Source organism: Streptomyces shenzhenensis (genome assembly GCF_021462265.1).
Classification (GTDB): domain Bacteria; phylum Actinomycetota; class Actinomycetes; order Streptomycetales; family Streptomycetaceae; genus Streptomyces; species Streptomyces shenzhenensis.
In genome coordinates this window covers 59,164-73,734 of sequence record NZ_JAJONF010000029.1, presented here as the reverse complement: position 1 = coordinate 73,734, position 14,571 = coordinate 59,164, and the positions used below count along the sequence as shown (strand labels likewise).

The following is a 14,571-nucleotide window of genomic DNA, read 5'->3' as shown; positions in this document are numbered from 1 at the left end:
TCACTCTGGTGGAGCAGGGGCCCCGCACTCCCCCAACTACCGCTGAAGGTACCCTCAGGCGCCGCACCCGGCGTCCCAGGTCGCACGATCACCGTAGCCCGAACAGCCCAAGCCACCGCAAGCCCAGACGCCGACTGCCACACGATCGGGCTAAACCACCCTTGTGCACCGCGCTCCCGGCAACCAGTTGGCAACCCCTGGTTCGTCGAGACCGCGCTCGCCACCTTCAACCGCAAGGTCGGCGCGGTCGGCGGGGTCTTCTACGGCGAGGACGGCGGCGGCTTCCTCGGCCTGCTCCAGCGCATGGAGTTCCACCGCTACGCCTGGGAACTGGACCGCACCGGCGGCAAGGCCCAGGTCCTCACCGGCACCGGCACGATGTTCCGCGCCCGCGTGCTGCGCGAGGTCCGCGCGGCGCGCCGTTCCGGCGAGCTCGGCGGCGGGAGCAGCTACTACAGCCTCGCCTCGCTCACCGAGGACGACGAGATGACCAAGGCGGTCAAGACCCTCGGCTACCGGGCGATGTCCCCGGCGGGCTGCGCGGTCACCACCGAGGTCATGCCGACACTCCCCAAACTCTGGCACCAGCGGCTGCGGTGGCAGCGCGGCGCCCTGGAGAACCTCCGCGACTACGGCTGGACCCAGGTCACCGCCCGCTACTTCCTCCAGCAGTTCCTGATGGGCTTCGGCGCGCTCTCCTTCCTGATCTACCTGACCTACATGGCGACGTACACCACCCTGTACGGCTGGCCCGGCCTCTCGCCGTTCTGGACGGCGATCGGCCTGATCTTCATGGTCGAGAAGACCGTCTCGGTACGGCGGGCCGGGCCGAAGGCCGTCCTGGTCGCCGCGCTGATGGTCCCGGAGATGCTCTACGACCTCTTCCAGCACGCCGTCTACTTCTCCTCGCTGTGGGGGCTGATACGCCGCAGCGAGGAGAAGTGGGTGGCGACCTGAGCCCGTCGCCGGGCAACCGCACCGACCCTGACCCCCACCTTCAACCCTCAGAGGAGAAGCACGATGTACGGACGAGTGATCGGCGCGGGCACCGCGGGCGCCGGGGGCGCGACCCTGGCCGCCACCGGGCTGTGGATCAACAGCATGGCGATAGTGGTGGCGGCCACGACCCTGGTGGCGGCCGGGGTGGCGCTGTTCAAGCTGGCTCCCCGCAGGCGGTAGCCGGCCGTACTTCGTCCGCGGGTGAGCGGGGCTGGGCGCGCCCGCGCGGCGGCAGCCGCGGGTCGCCCCCCTCTGTTCCTAGGCGTCCCGTTGCTGGGCGTCCTGATCCATACCGGCCAGGACAAGAGGAAGCCGGCTCGCCCCGCCCTCCGTGATCCGCACCGGCACCCCCCAGTCCTGCTGGTGCACATGGCAGGCCGGATATTGGTTCGCCTCGTCGTCGTCACAGGACGCCGCCATCGCCGAGACGTGCAGGACGCCCTCGTCGATCGCCGGGTTCAGCTCCAGGTCTCTCGACAGGTCGGTGTCGGCACCCTCGCCCTTGAGGAGCAGCTCGGGCGGGGTCGAGGAGACCAGGAGGCGGGTCGACGGGCCGTAACGCGTGTCGAGCTTCTGGCCCGCCGGGGCCTGGAAGATCACGTCCAGGCGGAGCCCGCCGGGAGCGACGTCGGTCGCCGCGCGCCGGGTGCGGTGGGCGACCGACTCCACCCGGACCGCCTCCTCGGGCAGCCGCAGCCGGGTCAGGCGGTGGCGGGCCGACTCGACCACCACGATGTCGTCGCCTGCCAGGACCGCGTCGCTCGGCTCTCTCAGATCCGTCGCCAGCGTGGTGACCTCGCCGGTCGCCGGGTCGTAGCGGCGCAGCGCGTGGTTGTAGGTGTCGGACACCGCGACCGAGCCGTCGGGCAGGGCCGTCACGCCCAGCGGGTGCTGGAGCAGGGCCTGGCCGGCCGCGCCGTCCCGGTGGCCGAAGTCGAAGAGGCCGGTGCCCACGGCCGTGTGGACATGGCCGTCCAGGCCGACCCAGCGCAGGGCGCTCGTCTCGGAGTCGGCGACCCAGAGGCGGTCGGCGGTGGCCGCGAGGCCGGACGGCTGCGCGAACCAGGCCTCGTCCGGCGGCCCGTCGACCAGTCCCTCGTTGGTGGTGCCGGCGGCCACGGCGACCGTTCCTCCCCCGGAGCCGAGAGCCTGGGCGGTGTCCCCGTCCGGGTCGTACGCCCACAGCTGGTGCACGCCCGCCATGGCGATCCACACCCGGCCGCCGAAGACCGCCACGTCCCAGGGGGAGGACAGGTCGATCTCGCGGGCCGGACCGGAGGTCGGGGAGCCCTGCCACCACTGGCGGCCGGTGCCGGCGAGGGTGGTCACCCGACCGGTGGCGAGGTCGAGGCGGCGCAGGGCGTGGTTGACGGTGTCGGCGACGACCACCGAGCCGTCGCCGAGGAGCGCGAGACCCTGCGGCTCGTTGAAGGAGGCGGTGTCCGCCGGGCCGTCGACGAGACCGCGCGCGCCGGAGCCGAACCGTCGTACGACCGTCTCCGCGTCGTCGGCCAGCTCCACCAGCTGGTGCCGGGTGGTGTCACTGACCAGGAAGTTCCCCGAGGGCAGCAGCAGCGCCTTGCCGGGGAAGCGCAGCGCGGTCGGCTCGGGTTCCGGCGGCACGTACGGACCGTCGCCGCGCCGCAGGGTGCCCTTCGCCTCGTGCTCCGCCTCCAGCTCCTCCACCAGCCGCGCGATCGCGTGCGCGTGGCCCTCGCCGGCGTGCTGGGCGACGACGTACCCCTCGGGGTCGATGACGACCAGCGTCGGCCAGGCCCGGACCGCGTACTGCTTCCAGGTGGCGAGCTCCGGGTCGTCCAGCACCGGGTGCTCCACGCCGTACCGCTCCACGGCGTCGACGACCGCCTGGTGCTCGGCCTCGTGCACGAACTTGGGCGAGTGCACCCCGATGATCACCACGGTGTCCCGGTGCTGCTCCTCCAGCTCGCGCAACTCGTCCAGGACGTGCAGGCAGTTGATGCAGCAGAACGTCCAGAAGTCCAGGACGACGATGCGCCCGCGCAGGTCCGCGAGGGTGTACTGCTTGTCGCCGGTGTTCAGCCAGCCGCCCTTGCCGGTCAGCTCGGGGGCACGGACACGTGCGCGTCGGGGTGCGGAGTGGGTCATGGCTCCAAGGGTGCCACCTGTCTCCGACAGCCGTTCAGACACCTGTGGACAAGATCGACGAGATCGACAAGGCGGACAAGTCCACAGGTGCCTGCGGCGAGCGGTCTCAGTCCTGGCGGACCACGTCCGTGCCGGGGCCGCCGGAGAGGGTGTCCCGGCCGGCTCCGCCGTACAGCCTGTCGTTGCCGCTGTTGCCGTACAGCTTGTCGTTCCCGCTGTTGCCGTACAGCACGTCGTTGCCCGTGCCGCCGTACAGGGTGTCGTTCCCGGTACCGCCGGTGATCGTGTCGTTGCCCGCGTCGCCGGACAGGTTCTGGGCGCCGTTGCCGCCGTGCAGCTTGTCGTCGCCCTTGCCGCCCTGGACGATGTTGTCTCCGCCGCTCGCGTTGATCGTGTCGTTGCCGTCGCCGCCCCAGGCCAGGCCCTCCGCGCCGACGGTGACGGTGTCGTTGCCCGCGTCGCCCGAGACGTAGGCGCCGTCGAGGCGGCCGGAGTCGGTGGCCTTGTCGTTGCCCGTGCCGAGTGAGATCTGCGCGTAGAAATAGATCTGGTCCGTGGCGTTCTTGTAGGCGAGCGTGTCGTCGCGGTCGCCGAGGCTCACGATCAGCGCGGCGTACGGGTCCTGACTGTCCACGAGGGCGACCCTGCAGGAGACCTTGGTGTGGTCCGCGCTGTCGGGATGAGCGCAGCCGTGGCCCGCGGTGATCGGGACGACGTCGTCGATCACATAGGCGATGCCCGTACGGTCCGCAGTGAGGGACGCGGTGACCGTGGCCTTGTTGGCCTGACCGGCGGCTGCCTTGTAGGTGAGCTGCCAGTCGTACTGGTTGACCGAGGCGGTGGCGGAGGACGTGGCCGCGGCGGCGGTGCCGGCCAGGGCGAGGGGCGCGGCCAGGGCCGTGCCGAGGGCGAGGGCCGCAACGGCCGTGCGCACGCGGGACATACGTGTCATGCGAGGTACCTCCGGGAGGAACGGGAACGCGCGGATCGTTCGTGAGGACTTGCACACCGTTCGACTCGGAACCCCCGCCCCTGGTTGGGCGGCGCGCGCCCCCGTACGGAAAGTTCACCTGCGAGACACCTGTCCGCCCGACGGTTCGGCCGGCCGGACAGTGATGTCCGGCACCCGGCGGGGAACGGTAGCGGTATGAGATTCCTGGTACGCGACCGGCTCCTCGGCTTCGGCGAGGACTACTGGATCGAGGACGAGCACGGCGACAAGGTGTTCCTCGTCGACGGCAAGGCCATGCGGCTGCGCGACACGTTCGAGCTGAAGGACCGGCAGGGGCGCGTGCTCGTCGACATCCACCAGAAGATGTTCGCCCTGCGCGACACCATGGTGCTCGAACGCGCGGGCGAGCCCCTGGCGACCATCAGGCGCAAGCGGCTGTCCCTGCTGCGCAACCACTACCGGGTCCATCTGGCCGACGGCACCGAACTCGACGTCAGCGGCAAGATCCTCGACCGGGAGTTCGCCGTCGAGTACGACGGTGAGCTGCTGGCCGTGGTCTCCCGGCGCTGGCTGCACGTGCGGGAGACCTACGGCGTCGACGTCGTCCGGGACGACGCGGACCCGGCGCTGCTGATCGCGGTGGCGGTGTGCGTGATCCACCTCGCCGGCAAGGAGCGGGAGGGGGACTGACGGACGTACGGCTAACGGCGCGGGGGCGCAAGGCCCAGGAGGCGGTCCTTGAGGGCCGGGAACTGTTCGCGGGTCACGGCGACCCTGGCCGGGTCCAGGTCGACGGTGAGGACCTCCTCGCCGGCGCCCGCCTCGGCCAGCACCTCGCCCCACGGATCCACCACGATCGAGTGACCCGCCTGCGGAACTCCGGCGTGCGTCCCGGCCGTTCCACACGCGAGCACGAACGCCTGGTTCTCGACCGCCCGCGCCTGGGCCAGCAGCGTCCAGTGCGCCCGTCGCCGTTCGGGCCAGCCCGCCGAGACCAGCAGCGTCTCCGCGCCGGCGTCGACGAGTCCGCGGAAGAGTTCGGGGAAACGGAGGTCGTAGCAGGTGGCCACGCCAAGCGTGGTCTCGGGCAGCCGGACCGTCACCAGTTCCTGTCCCGCGCCCATCAGCACCGCCTCGCCCTTGTCGAAGCCGAAGCGGTGGATCTTGCGGTAGGCCGCGGCCAGCTCACCGGAGGGGGAGAAGACGAGAGCCGTGTTGTAGAGGGGGCCGTCCCCCGCGGCGGAGCCGCTGTCGGCCGGAGCCCGTTCGGGGATGGAGCCGGCGTGCAGCCAGACCCCCGCGTCGCTCGCCGCCTTCGCCATCGCCTCGTACGTCGGGCCTTCGAGGGGCTCGGCCTCCGTGGCGAACCGCTCGTAGGCGAACGCGCCCGTCGTCCACAGTTCGGGCAGCACGACGAGGTCGGCAGCCGCCTGCTCGCGCACCAGGGCGGTCACGCGTTGCCGACGAGATTCGACCGTTTCGCCCTCGTTTACATCGATCTGGATGAGCGAGGCGCGCACACTACCACCGTCCTGGCATTCGAGCCGTTCACACGGGCCTACGATCGTCACACGAAAGCACTGCCGGGGTGCCTCACAGCAGCGTAACTTGGGGGTCCCCCCGGTTCGAGCGCAGTTCGAGAACTGGGGGAGTCTCAAGACACCCGCCGACAGCAGCCACCGCCCACTGGCAGCGCCGCCACCACCTGCCCGAGTACCGACCGCCGAGGGGTCCCGTTCCGTGAGTCTGCATCCCACCCTCCAGCCCTACGCCGACGCCTGGACCCACTCCATCGAAGCGATATCCGAGCTGGTGACGCCGCTCGTCGAGGGCGAGTGGAACCGGCGGACACCGTGCCCGGGCTGGTCGGTGCGGGATGTGGTCTCCCACGTCATCGGCCTGGACTGCGAGATGCTCGGCGATCCGCGCCCCATCCACGCCCTGCCGCGTGACCTCTTCCACGTCACCAACGACCAGCAGCGCTACATGGAGATGCAGGTCGACGTCCGCCGCCACCACACGGCGCCGGAGATGACCTCCGAGCTGGAGTACGTGATCATCCGCCGCAACCGCCAGCTGCGGAACGAGTCGCGGGACCCGGGCGCCAAGGTGCGCGGTCCGCTCGGCAGCGAGCTCACCCTCGAGGAGTCCATGCGCGGCCACGCGTTCAACGTGTGGGTGCACGAGCAGGATCTGCGGGCCGCCCTCGGCCGCCCCGGCAACCTCGACTCCCCCGGCGCGCACATCGCCCGGGACGTGCTGCTCGGCGAGCTGCCCGCCGTCGTCGCCGAGAAGTCGAACGCACCACGCAGTTCGGCGGTCGTCTTCGACGTGCACGGCCCCATCGAGTTCCTGCGCACCATCCGCATCGACATCCAGGGCCGCGGCACCCTCGAAACGGCTCCCGCCCTCGGCCCCGCCGCCACCTTCATCCTGGACTGGGAGACCTACGTCCGCCTGGCCTGCGGCCGCACCACCCCGGACGCGGTCGCGGACCGGGTGAAGGCGGAGGGCGACCCGGAGCTGACGGCGGCGGTCCTGCGCAACTTCACGGTCACGCCGTAAGAATCGCGGTCACGCCGTAAGAATCGGGAAAGAGGCGGGAGCCGGGTGCGCCGTTAATTCAGTGCCCCGCGGCGGCCGTCGCGGCCTATCTTTCCCCGCATGACCACAGCCACCGCACCGCGGGACGACCTCCCGCCCCGCCTCACCCGGCTCACCTTCCACGGCCCGCTCTCCGAGGCCCGCGCGGCCGCGATGGTACGGCGTCTCGCGGGCCCGCGGCCCGGCAGCGTGCTGGACGTCGGCTGCGGCTGGGGCGAGTTGATGCTCCGGCTGCTGACGGCCGTACCGCAGGCACGGGGTGTCGGGGTGGACGTGAACGCGGCGGACCTGGAGCGGGGGCGGCGAACCGCGCGGGCGCGGGGACTGGCCGGCCGGGTGGAGTTCGCCGAGGAGTCGGCGGTGGGCACCGGCCGGGGCCCGGCCGACGTGGTGCTGTGCGTCGGGGCGAGCCAGGCGCTGAGCGACGACCTGGTGCCCGCCCTGCGGGAGCTGCGGCGGCTGGTGGCCGACGGCGGGCGCGTCCTGCTCGGCGAGGGTTTCTGGCAGCGCGCCCCGACCGAGGCGGAGCTGGCCGGGATGTGGCCGGGCGCCTCGGCCACCGACCACCACGACCTGGCCGCCCTGGTCGGCCTGACGGTGGCCGCCGGCTTCCGCCCGGAGTGGATCGAGACGGCGAACCCGGACGAGTGGGAGGAGTTCGAGTCGGCGTACCAGGCGGACACCGAGGTATGGCTGGCGGCCAACCCCGGCCACCCCGTGGCGACGGAGACCCGCGAACGCCTCGACGCCCACCGCGCGGCCTGGCTGACGTACCGGGGCGTGCTGGGGATGGCGTACCTGACCCTCGTGCCGACGGCCTGATCCCACTGATCGTCACTGATCACACGCACGGAAAGCCGCCGACGGCGGGCGCCCCCACAGGCGGGCGGTGCGCGGGTGGGCAGTGCGCGGGTGGGCGAAAGAGTCACGCAGGCACGTGCACCGTCTCCACCCGGCTCGCCACCAGCCGTTCCCGCTCCCGCCGAACCGCCCGCCCGCGCAACCGCAGGATCTGGCTCACCCCGAGCGCCTGCAGCACGAACACGCACGAGAAGGCCACCGCGTAGTTGTCGCCGGTGGCATCCAGCAACACGCCCACCAGGAACAACGTCGTCATCGAGGCCACGAACCCACCCATGTTGGTGATCCCCGACGCGGTCCCCTGCCGCTCGGGCGGGTTGGCGGGACGCGCGAAGTCGAAGCCGATCATCGACGCGGGCCCGCACGCCCCCAGCACCACGCACAACACCACCAGCAGCCACATCGGCGCGTGGTCGGCCGGGTACACCAGCGTCGCCGCCCACACCACGGTCGTCGCCGCGACCGTGCCCAGCGCCAGCGGCAGCCGCGCCGCGTGGTGCCGGGCGACGATCTGGCCGTAGACGAGGCCGATCACCATGTTGGAGAGGACGACCAGGGTGAGCAGCTCACCGGCCGTGGCGCGGGACAGCCCCTGCGCCTGGACCAGGAACGGCAGCCCCCACAGCAGCAGGAACACCATCGCCGGGAACTGGGTGGTGAAGTGCACCCACAGACCGAGCCGGGTCCCCGGCTCCCGCCAGGACGCGGCGATCTGCTTGCGCACGTACGCCGCCCCGTGGTGCGGGAAGGGCTCCGGCTCGTGTCCCTCGGGGTGGTCCTTCAGGAACAGGAACACCAGGACCAGGACGACCGCACCGGCCAGGGCGCTGCCCGCGAACGCCGGCGTCCAGCCGACGCCGTGCAGCAGCCGGGCCAGGACCAGCGTGGAGACGAGGTTGCCCGCCATGCCGGCCAGACCGGCGAGCTGGGCGACGAGCGGGCCGCGCCGGGCCGGGAACCAGCGGGTGCCGAGCCGCAGCACGCTGATGAACGTCATCGCGTCACCGCAGCCCAGCAGCGCGCGCGAGGCGAGCGCGGTGCCGTACGACGGGGAGAAGGCGAAGCCCAGCTGACCCCCGGTGAACAGCACCGCGCCGATGATCAGCATCTTCTTCGTGCCGAGGCGGTCGACGAGCAGGCCGACGGGTATCTGCATGCCGGCGTAGACCAGCAGCTGGAGGATCGAGAACGTGGACAGGGCCGAGGCGCCCACGTGGAAGCGGTCGGCGGCGTCCAGGCCCGCGACTCCGAGGGAGGTACGGAAGATGACGGCGACGAAGTAGACCGAGACGCCTGTGCCCCAGACCACGACGGCCCGGCGGCCGCCCGGCGGTGCCCCCTTCGGGGGAGGGGACCCGGGCAACGACGCGCCGGCGCGGCTCATCGGACCTCACCCCGCGCCAGGTGCGAGAACCAGTCGACGTGCCGGTGCACCAGCGCGACCGCGCGCTCGGCGTCCCCGGCACGCAGCGCGTCCAGGATCTCCTCGTGCTCGGTCAGCGACTTGGCGATGCGGTCGGGGTGCGCGTGCATGATCGCGACGCCCATCCGCAACTGGCGGTCGCGGAGCTGGTCGTAGAGGCGGGAGAGGATCTCGTTGCCGCCGTCGCGGACGATCGAGGCGTGGAAGCAGCGGTCCGTGACGGCCGCCGCGGCCAGGTCGCCGGCGGCGGCCTCGGCCTTCTGCCGGTCGAGCAGTTCCTGAAGCCGGGCCACCAGCCGCGCGGACGCGGGTACGGCCCTGCGCATCGCGTGTTCCTCGACCAGCATCCGGGTCTCCACCACGTCCGCGATCTCCTGCGCGGAGACGGGCAGCACCATGGCGCCCTTCTTCGGGTAGAGCTTGATCAGGCCCTCGACCTCGAGACGCAGCAGTGCTTCGCGTACCGGGGTGCGGGAGACTCCCACGGCCTCGGCCAGCTCGCCCTCGGTGAGGAGCGTGCCGCCTTCGTAACGGCGGTCCAGGACTCCTTGCTTGACATGGGAGTAGACACGGTCGGCGGCGGGGGGCTGCTTGACGGCCAGGCTCATGCCCACAGCTTAGATACAACACGTACGCAACGTGCATCGGGTCCACGATCCGGACGTGAGGTAAATCGCTCTCAGCGGCCGCACAACCATCTGTGCTACTTACGTGTCACACTCGTGCGGCCCCACTCGCTTTGGCACCCCCAACTCGGCCGCACGCCAGGGGCATTACGACTCGACTCGACTCGGGGTATTTCAGTTGATTACCGGTAATAAGGGCACCACTCTCCGCAGGGCCGTCGCCGTCGCCGTCACGTCCGGCGCGATGCTCGCCACCGGCGCCCTCACCGCGGCTCCCGCGCAGGCCGTCACCGCGCCCTCGATCGTGGCCAAGGGCGGCTACGTCATGAACAACGCGAACGCGAAGACGCTGTACACGAAGGCAGCCGACACCAAGCGTTCGACAGGCTCCACGACGAAGATCATGACCGCCAAGGTCGTGCTCGCACAGTCGAACCTGAACCTCGACAAGAAGGTCACGATCCAGAAGGCGTACAGCGACTACGTCGTCGCCAACAACGCCTCCCAGGCGCACCTGATCGTCGGCGACAAGGTCACCGTCCGTCAGCTGCTCTACGGGCTGATGCTGCCGTCCGGCTGCGACGCCGCCTACGCGCTCGCGGACACGTACGGCTCGGGCACCACCCGCGCCAAGCGCGTCGCCAACTTCATCTCCAAGATGAACACCGCCGCGAAGAACCTGGGCCTGACCCACACCCACTTCGACTCCTTCGACGGCATCGGCAACGGCAACAACTACTCGACGCCGCGCGACCTGACGAAAATCGCCAGCAGCGCGATGAAGAACTCGACGTTCCGCACGGTCGTCAAGACGAAGGCGTACACGGCGAAGACGATCACCAAGACCGGCTCCACCCGCACCATGGGTACCTGGACCAACACCAACACGCTGCTCAGCAGCTACAGCGGCGCCATCGGCGTGAAGACCGGTTCCGGCCCCGAGGCGGGCGCCTGCCTCGTCTTCGCCGCGACCCGCAACGGCAAGACGGTCATCGGCACCGTCCTCGCCTCCACCACGTACGCACAGCGCGCGACGGACGCCACGAAGCTCCTCAACTACGGCTTCTCGAAGATCTGACCCACCGCGCACCGATCCGACGAAGGCCCGCCGCAGCGACCACTAGAACGGAAGGTCCGCGGCGGGCCTTCGCCTTTCCCCGCCCTCGGCCCAGCCGGCGGCAAGGTGGCGGCACACGAAGTCCCGCCACAGGTCGACGGCAGCGTCCTGGGTCTCGCCATGGCGGCCGGTGAAACCGACCAGCGCCTTCTCCCTCGACCCGAACGCCTCGAAGAGGGCCAGTTGCCCGTCCCGGGGAAAGATCTCGTCATCCCATTGGATGTGGAACAGGACGGGGGCGGTGGTCCGTCCGGCGTCCGTCGCGACGCGTTCCGGGACAGCCAGTCCGCTGGGCAGGGCCGGGGCCTGGCCGAGGCCGAACTTGCCCAGGACCGCGCAGCGGAGCCGGTCCCCCAGGGTGGCCGTCAGGGGGAGGCCGAAGCGGGTTCCCATGGACATCCCGAGATAGCCGAGGTTGTCCCCGTCGACGACACCCACGCCGGCGACAGCGTCCACACACGCCTGCCAGTCCTCGGCCATCCGGTCGAGAACGACGTCGATCCCTTCTTCGACCAGGCGGGACTGATACTCCGCGACGCTCAACGGACCGGGAACCCGGTCACCGTGGTACGGCCCGTCGATCGCGAGAGCGGCAATGCCCCGTGCGGCGAACCAACGGCCCAGGCCGACGATGCGCTCACTTCGCTTGTGCCCGCTGCCACCGTGCCCCAGCAGGACCAGGGCGGGCGGCGACGAGAGGGACGCGGACGGCAGCCAGAGCACGCCCGGAACAGCGCCGGTCCGCCTGTCCAGAAGAAACGTCCGCTCTACGGCGCTGCCGTCAACAGCGTGCCGGTCGCCCCACTCGAGTGCCGATCCCGGGTCCACGGCCGGTGCCCGGCGAGCGCTCATACCCGAGAGCGTCCCACGGATATCGCGAACGATGCCCAGGCCGACGCAGAGACCCGGATCATTGGCCCGCCCACGTCCTTGGAGTCCCGGACAGCCACGACACGGGGAATGTTGCGGGCGACTTCGACGCACTCACCGTTGCCGCTGCTGTAGCTGGACTTGACGAACTGAAAGAACGGCACCGCTCACAACTCCTTGCGAATGCGTCCCTCTCACTCTCCAGCCACAGCGTAGACGAGCTCGTGTCCATGTAGACCACGTCCATCGCGCCGGGTCCAGCGAACGAAACGACGTTGAAAGAGCTGGTCATGCCAGGGTGGGAACCGGCGACGAAGGGGACCACCGCTGCGACGGCCTTTGCCATACCCGAGCCGCTCACCGCAGCAGAACGCGAGTTCTTCCCTCGCATTCATGAATATCAGGGTATTTGACTGGCATATTCGATTTTTTTTCACCCTAGGTTCCGCGGCGGAGGTGGTTCACATGAACGAACCCGACAAGAAGGCGAAACCCGCCGGCCGCCACGAGGCCATCGACATCAGCGACTTCGTGTACGCGGCGACCGGAGCGCGAGTACGACGGCTGACCGTGCCGGACGGGAGGCGCTGGTTTCCGGCGGTGGATGTCTGCAAGGAACTCGGATACACCACGCCTGGTAAGGCACTGGCGGATCACGTACCGGAGGCGCATCGAGAGTGTCTTGAGACCGTGACTGGAGGTCACGGTCTCAGCATTCCCGCAGGTAGGGAGTGGCGCCGAGACCTGAATCTCATCGATCTCCAAGGTCTGATCCTCCTCGTCCAGGCCTGTACGAAGCCCGCCTGCGCCCCCTTCAAGCAGTGGGTCGCGGAGGTCATCGAGACAGTTCAGCGAGAGGGTTCTTACACTCTCGAAGAAGCCGAGGTGCAGCCGACCGAGCCGGGCGCACCCATCGCGTACGCCATGCCTGAGCAAGTGGCCGAGGCCATCGTCCGTCTTGAGGCGCACAACCTTCAGCTCGATGAGCAGTTGGCGAACGGTCAGCGCGAATCGATCGAGCTCCAGAAAGCCTCACTCGCCGTGCAGCAAGCCATGGTGCACGCCATGGAACGCATCGCGGACCGGCTCGACGCCCCCGTCCTCGAACGTCGTACGCCCCACGGCGGGCCCACGGCCCTCCCGACCACCGAGTCCGTACTCGCCGACTGGCGGCGGCGGTTGTCCGTGACCGAGGACGTATGGACGGTGGCCGTCGTGATCGCCCCCGTCCTCGTCGAGAAGGGTGAGCTGCGCGAGCCGCTCGAATCGATCGCCGGGCGTACCGGCCTGACGGTGCACCGCGTCAACGAGTGTCTCCGTCTGCTGCGCAAGCACGCCTGCATTCACTCGCGAGGTGGGACGGAGGACGGGGCGCCGGTCTACGTGCTGAACCAGCCCTGAGAGCGGCGAAGGAAGGGAAGTGGGCGGTCGCAATCCGTAGTTGCGGCCGCCCGACGTCAGCCTATTACCCCGGCCCGAGAGTGTCCGCGAGACCGTAAGGAGAACTTACGCTCTTAGCGTCCGCACAGGTCAGAGAGGGGCGCGGAAGGTTCACCCCCAGGTGATCAACCGCTTCGGCTGCTCCAGAATCGCCGCCACGTCCGCCAGCACCTTGGAGCCCAGCTCTCCGTCCACCAGCCGGTGGTCGAAGGACAGGGCCAGGGTCATGACCTGACGCGGCTTCACCTTGCCCTTGTGGACCCACGGCTGGAGTTTGATCGCGCCGACGGCCAGGATCGCCGCCTCCCCCTGGTTGAGGATCGGCGTGCCCGTGTCGACGCCGAAGACGCCGACGTTGGTGATGGTCACCGTGCCGCCCTGCATCGCGGCGGGCGACGTCTTGCCGTCCCTGGCCGTGCCGACCAGCTCGCCGAGCGCCTCCGCGAGTTGCGGGAGTGTCTTCGCGTGGGCGTCCTTGATGTTCGGCACGATCAGGCCACGCGGGGTGGCCGCGGCGATGCCCAGGTTGACGTAGTGCTTGAGCACGATCTCCTGGTTCGCCTCGTCCCAGGACGCGTTGATGTCCGGGTTGCGCTTGATAGCGACCAGCAACGCCTTGGCGATGAGGAGGAGGGGGTTGACCCGGAGGCCCTGCAGGTCCTTGTCCTGCTTCAGCTCCTCCACCAGCTTCATCGTGCGCGTCACGTCCACCGTCACGAACTCGGTGACGTGGGGTGCGGTGAACGCGGAGCCGACCATGGCCGCCGCCATCGCCTTGCGGACACCCTTGATGGGGATGCGGGTCTCGCGGGCGGTGTCGTACGACGCGACGGCGGGGGCTGCCATGGGAGCGGCGGGTGCCGGCGCTTCGGCCGCCGCCACCGGTTCCGGCACCGCCACCGCGGCGTGCACGTCCTCGCGGGTGATGATGCCGTCCGGGCCGGACGGGGTCACCGTGGCCAGGTCGACGCCCAGGTCCTTCGCCAGCTTGCGCACCGGCGGCTTCGCCAGCGGACGGGGGCCATCCCCGGCGGCCGGGACGGGGGCAGGGGCGGGGGCGGGGGCCGGAGCGGGGGCGTGGCCGTTCAGCTCCTGCTGGACCGCCGCCTGGACCGCCGCCTCCGCGACCGTGACCTCCGGGCCCTTGCGGGGGCGGCGCTTGGTGGAGGAGGCCGCCACGCCGTAGCCGACGAGGACCGGCTGGCGGCCCTCCGGCTTCTTCTCCGACTCTGGCGCCGCGGCCGCGGCCGGGGCCGCGGCGGGCTCGGCGGCCGGCGCCCCGCCCGTCACGTCGACCGCGATGATCGCCGTGCCCACGTCCACCGTGGTGCCCTCGGCGAAGCGCAGCTCGCGGACCACGCCGTCGTAGGGGATGGGGAGTTCGACGGCCGCCTTCGCCGTCTCGACCTCGCACACCACCTGACCGTCGGTCACCGTGTCACCGGGCTGCACGTACCACTTGAGGATCTCGGCCTCGGTGAGCCCCTCGCCCACGTCCGGCATCCTGAACTCGCGTACGGACGCTTCCGTCATCGTCGTCACGACCCTCTCC

15 protein-coding genes and 1 pseudogene are annotated in these 14,571 nt (G+C 70.4%); 7 read left to right on the top strand and 9 right to left on the bottom strand.

Annotated elements, in window-relative coordinates; all coding sequences use genetic code 11:
- The first annotated feature begins 42 nt into the window (after positions 1-42).
- Together LQ326_RS30890 and LQ326_RS30885 are read left to right on the top strand one after the other, a co-directional pair.
- Positions 43-957 carry a glycosyltransferase family 2 protein gene (locus tag LQ326_RS30890; RefSeq protein ID WP_372497001.1) on the top strand — a complete coding sequence of 305 codons (915 nt, stop codon included), beginning with the start codon at positions 43-45 and terminating at the stop codon, positions 955-957.
- A 63-nt stretch (positions 958-1,020) separates the two neighbouring features.
- Positions 1,021-1,179 (top strand): hypothetical protein, encoded by a 159-nt coding sequence (locus tag LQ326_RS30885; protein ID WP_181805044.1) that lies wholly within the window; start codon positions 1,021-1,023, stop codon positions 1,177-1,179.
- Between the two features lie 78 nt (positions 1,180-1,257).
- Here the strand turns inward: LQ326_RS30885 and LQ326_RS30880 are convergent, their stop codons facing one another.
- Together LQ326_RS30880 and LQ326_RS30875 are read right to left on the bottom strand one after the other, a co-directional pair.
- On the bottom strand, positions 1,258-3,126 hold the full coding sequence (locus LQ326_RS30880) for a thioredoxin-like domain-containing protein (RefSeq protein WP_234542336.1): 1,869 nt from the start codon (positions 3,124-3,126) through the stop codon (positions 1,258-1,260).
- A 106-nt stretch (positions 3,127-3,232) separates the two neighbouring features.
- A complete protein-coding gene (locus LQ326_RS30875; protein ID WP_234542335.1) occupies positions 3,233-4,078 on the bottom strand; it encodes a calcium-binding protein in 846 nt (281 codons plus the stop codon).
- 195 nt (positions 4,079-4,273) lie between these two features.
- Here LQ326_RS30875 and LQ326_RS30870 point away from each other — a divergent pair, with 195 nt between their 5' ends.
- Positions 4,274-4,768: an LURP-one-related/scramblase family protein gene (locus LQ326_RS30870; RefSeq protein WP_234542334.1), complete on the top strand. Its 495-nt coding sequence runs from the start codon at positions 4,274-4,276 to the stop codon at positions 4,766-4,768.
- Between the two features lie 11 nt (positions 4,769-4,779).
- Here the strand turns inward: LQ326_RS30870 and LQ326_RS30865 are convergent, their stop codons facing one another.
- On the bottom strand, positions 4,780-5,598 hold the full coding sequence (locus tag LQ326_RS30865; protein ID WP_234542333.1) for a carbon-nitrogen family hydrolase: 819 nt from the start codon (positions 5,596-5,598) through the stop codon (positions 4,780-4,782).
- 220 nt (positions 5,599-5,818) lie between these two features.
- Between LQ326_RS30865 and LQ326_RS30860 the strand changes: the two genes are divergently transcribed.
- Together LQ326_RS30860 and LQ326_RS30855 are read left to right on the top strand one after the other, a co-directional pair.
- The gene (locus LQ326_RS30860; protein WP_234542332.1) at positions 5,819-6,643 is read left to right on the top strand and encodes a maleylpyruvate isomerase family mycothiol-dependent enzyme; all 825 of its coding nucleotides are present in this window, start codon (positions 5,819-5,821) and stop codon (positions 6,641-6,643) included.
- A 99-nt stretch (positions 6,644-6,742) separates the two neighbouring features.
- The gene (locus LQ326_RS30855; RefSeq protein WP_234542331.1) at positions 6,743-7,504 is read left to right on the top strand and encodes an SAM-dependent methyltransferase; all 762 of its coding nucleotides are present in this window, start codon (positions 6,743-6,745) and stop codon (positions 7,502-7,504) included.
- A gap of 103 nt (positions 7,505-7,607) precedes the next feature.
- Here LQ326_RS30855 and LQ326_RS30850 read toward each other — a convergent pair whose 3' ends face one another.
- The gene (locus tag LQ326_RS30850; protein WP_234542330.1) at positions 7,608-8,927 is read right to left on the bottom strand and encodes an MFS transporter; all 1,320 of its coding nucleotides are present in this window, start codon (positions 8,925-8,927) and stop codon (positions 7,608-7,610) included.
- Positions 8,924-9,574 (bottom strand): GntR family transcriptional regulator, encoded by a 651-nt coding sequence (locus LQ326_RS30845; RefSeq protein ID WP_234542329.1) that lies wholly within the window; start codon positions 9,572-9,574, stop codon positions 8,924-8,926. The genes LQ326_RS30850 and LQ326_RS30845 overlap by 4 nt, the downstream gene beginning before the upstream one ends.
- A gap of 196 nt (positions 9,575-9,770) precedes the next feature.
- Between LQ326_RS30845 and LQ326_RS30840 the strand changes: the two genes are divergently transcribed.
- On the top strand, positions 9,771-10,670 hold the full coding sequence (locus LQ326_RS30840; protein ID WP_234542328.1) for a D-alanyl-D-alanine carboxypeptidase family protein: 900 nt from the start codon (positions 9,771-9,773) through the stop codon (positions 10,668-10,670).
- A 42-nt stretch (positions 10,671-10,712) separates the two neighbouring features.
- Here the strand turns inward: LQ326_RS30840 and LQ326_RS30835 are convergent, their stop codons facing one another.
- The 3 genes and pseudogenes from LQ326_RS30835 to LQ326_RS30825 all read right to left on the bottom strand — a co-directional run.
- A complete protein-coding gene (locus LQ326_RS30835) occupies positions 10,713-11,561 on the bottom strand; it encodes a dienelactone hydrolase family protein (protein WP_234542327.1) in 849 nt (282 codons plus the stop codon).
- Positions 11,558-11,743 (bottom strand): DUF397 domain-containing protein, encoded by a 186-nt coding sequence (locus LQ326_RS30830; protein WP_234542326.1) that lies wholly within the window; start codon positions 11,741-11,743, stop codon positions 11,558-11,560. The genes LQ326_RS30835 and LQ326_RS30830 overlap by 4 nt, the downstream gene beginning before the upstream one ends.
- 35 nt (positions 11,744-11,778) lie before the next feature.
- A pseudogene (locus LQ326_RS30825) lies at positions 11,779-11,871 on the bottom strand (XRE family transcriptional regulator); the annotation flags it as partial.
- A 173-nt stretch (positions 11,872-12,044) separates the two neighbouring features.
- Here LQ326_RS30825 and LQ326_RS30820 point away from each other — a divergent pair.
- Complete coding sequence (locus tag LQ326_RS30820; protein ID WP_234542373.1) at positions 12,045-12,980, top strand: BRO-N domain-containing protein; 936 nt, start codon at positions 12,045-12,047, stop codon at positions 12,978-12,980.
- Between the two features lie 150 nt (positions 12,981-13,130).
- Here the strand turns inward: LQ326_RS30820 and LQ326_RS30815 are convergent, their stop codons facing one another.
- Positions 13,131-14,561 (bottom strand): dihydrolipoamide acetyltransferase family protein, encoded by a 1,431-nt coding sequence (locus LQ326_RS30815; RefSeq protein WP_234542325.1) that lies wholly within the window; start codon positions 14,559-14,561, stop codon positions 13,131-13,133.
- Positions 14,562-14,571: the final 10 nt, after the last annotated feature.

Coding starts and splice junctions, on each gene's coding strand:
- LQ326_RS30870 (WP_234542334.1), top strand. CDS start 4,274: ATGAGATTCCTGGTACGCGACCGGCTCCTCGGCTTCGGCGAGGACTAC.
- LQ326_RS30880 (WP_234542336.1), bottom strand. CDS start 3,126: ATGACCCACTCCGCACCCCGACGCGCACGTGTCCGTGCCCCCGAGCTG.
- LQ326_RS30820 (WP_234542373.1), top strand. CDS start 12,045: ATGAACGAACCCGACAAGAAGGCGAAACCCGCCGGCCGCCACGAGGCC.
- LQ326_RS30850 (WP_234542330.1), bottom strand. CDS start 8,927: ATGAGCCGCGCCGGCGCGTCGTTGCCCGGGTCCCCTCCCCCGAAGGGG.
- LQ326_RS30855 (WP_234542331.1), top strand. CDS start 6,743: ATGACCACAGCCACCGCACCGCGGGACGACCTCCCGCCCCGCCTCACC.
- LQ326_RS30885 (WP_181805044.1), top strand. CDS start 1,021: ATGTACGGACGAGTGATCGGCGCGGGCACCGCGGGCGCCGGGGGCGCG.
- LQ326_RS30835 (WP_234542327.1), bottom strand. CDS start 11,561: ATGAGCGCTCGCCGGGCACCGGCCGTGGACCCGGGATCGGCACTCGAG.
- LQ326_RS30845 (WP_234542329.1), bottom strand. CDS start 9,574: ATGAGCCTGGCCGTCAAGCAGCCCCCCGCCGCCGACCGTGTCTACTCC.
- LQ326_RS30875 (WP_234542335.1), bottom strand. CDS start 4,078: ATGACACGTATGTCCCGCGTGCGCACGGCCGTTGCGGCCCTCGCCCTC.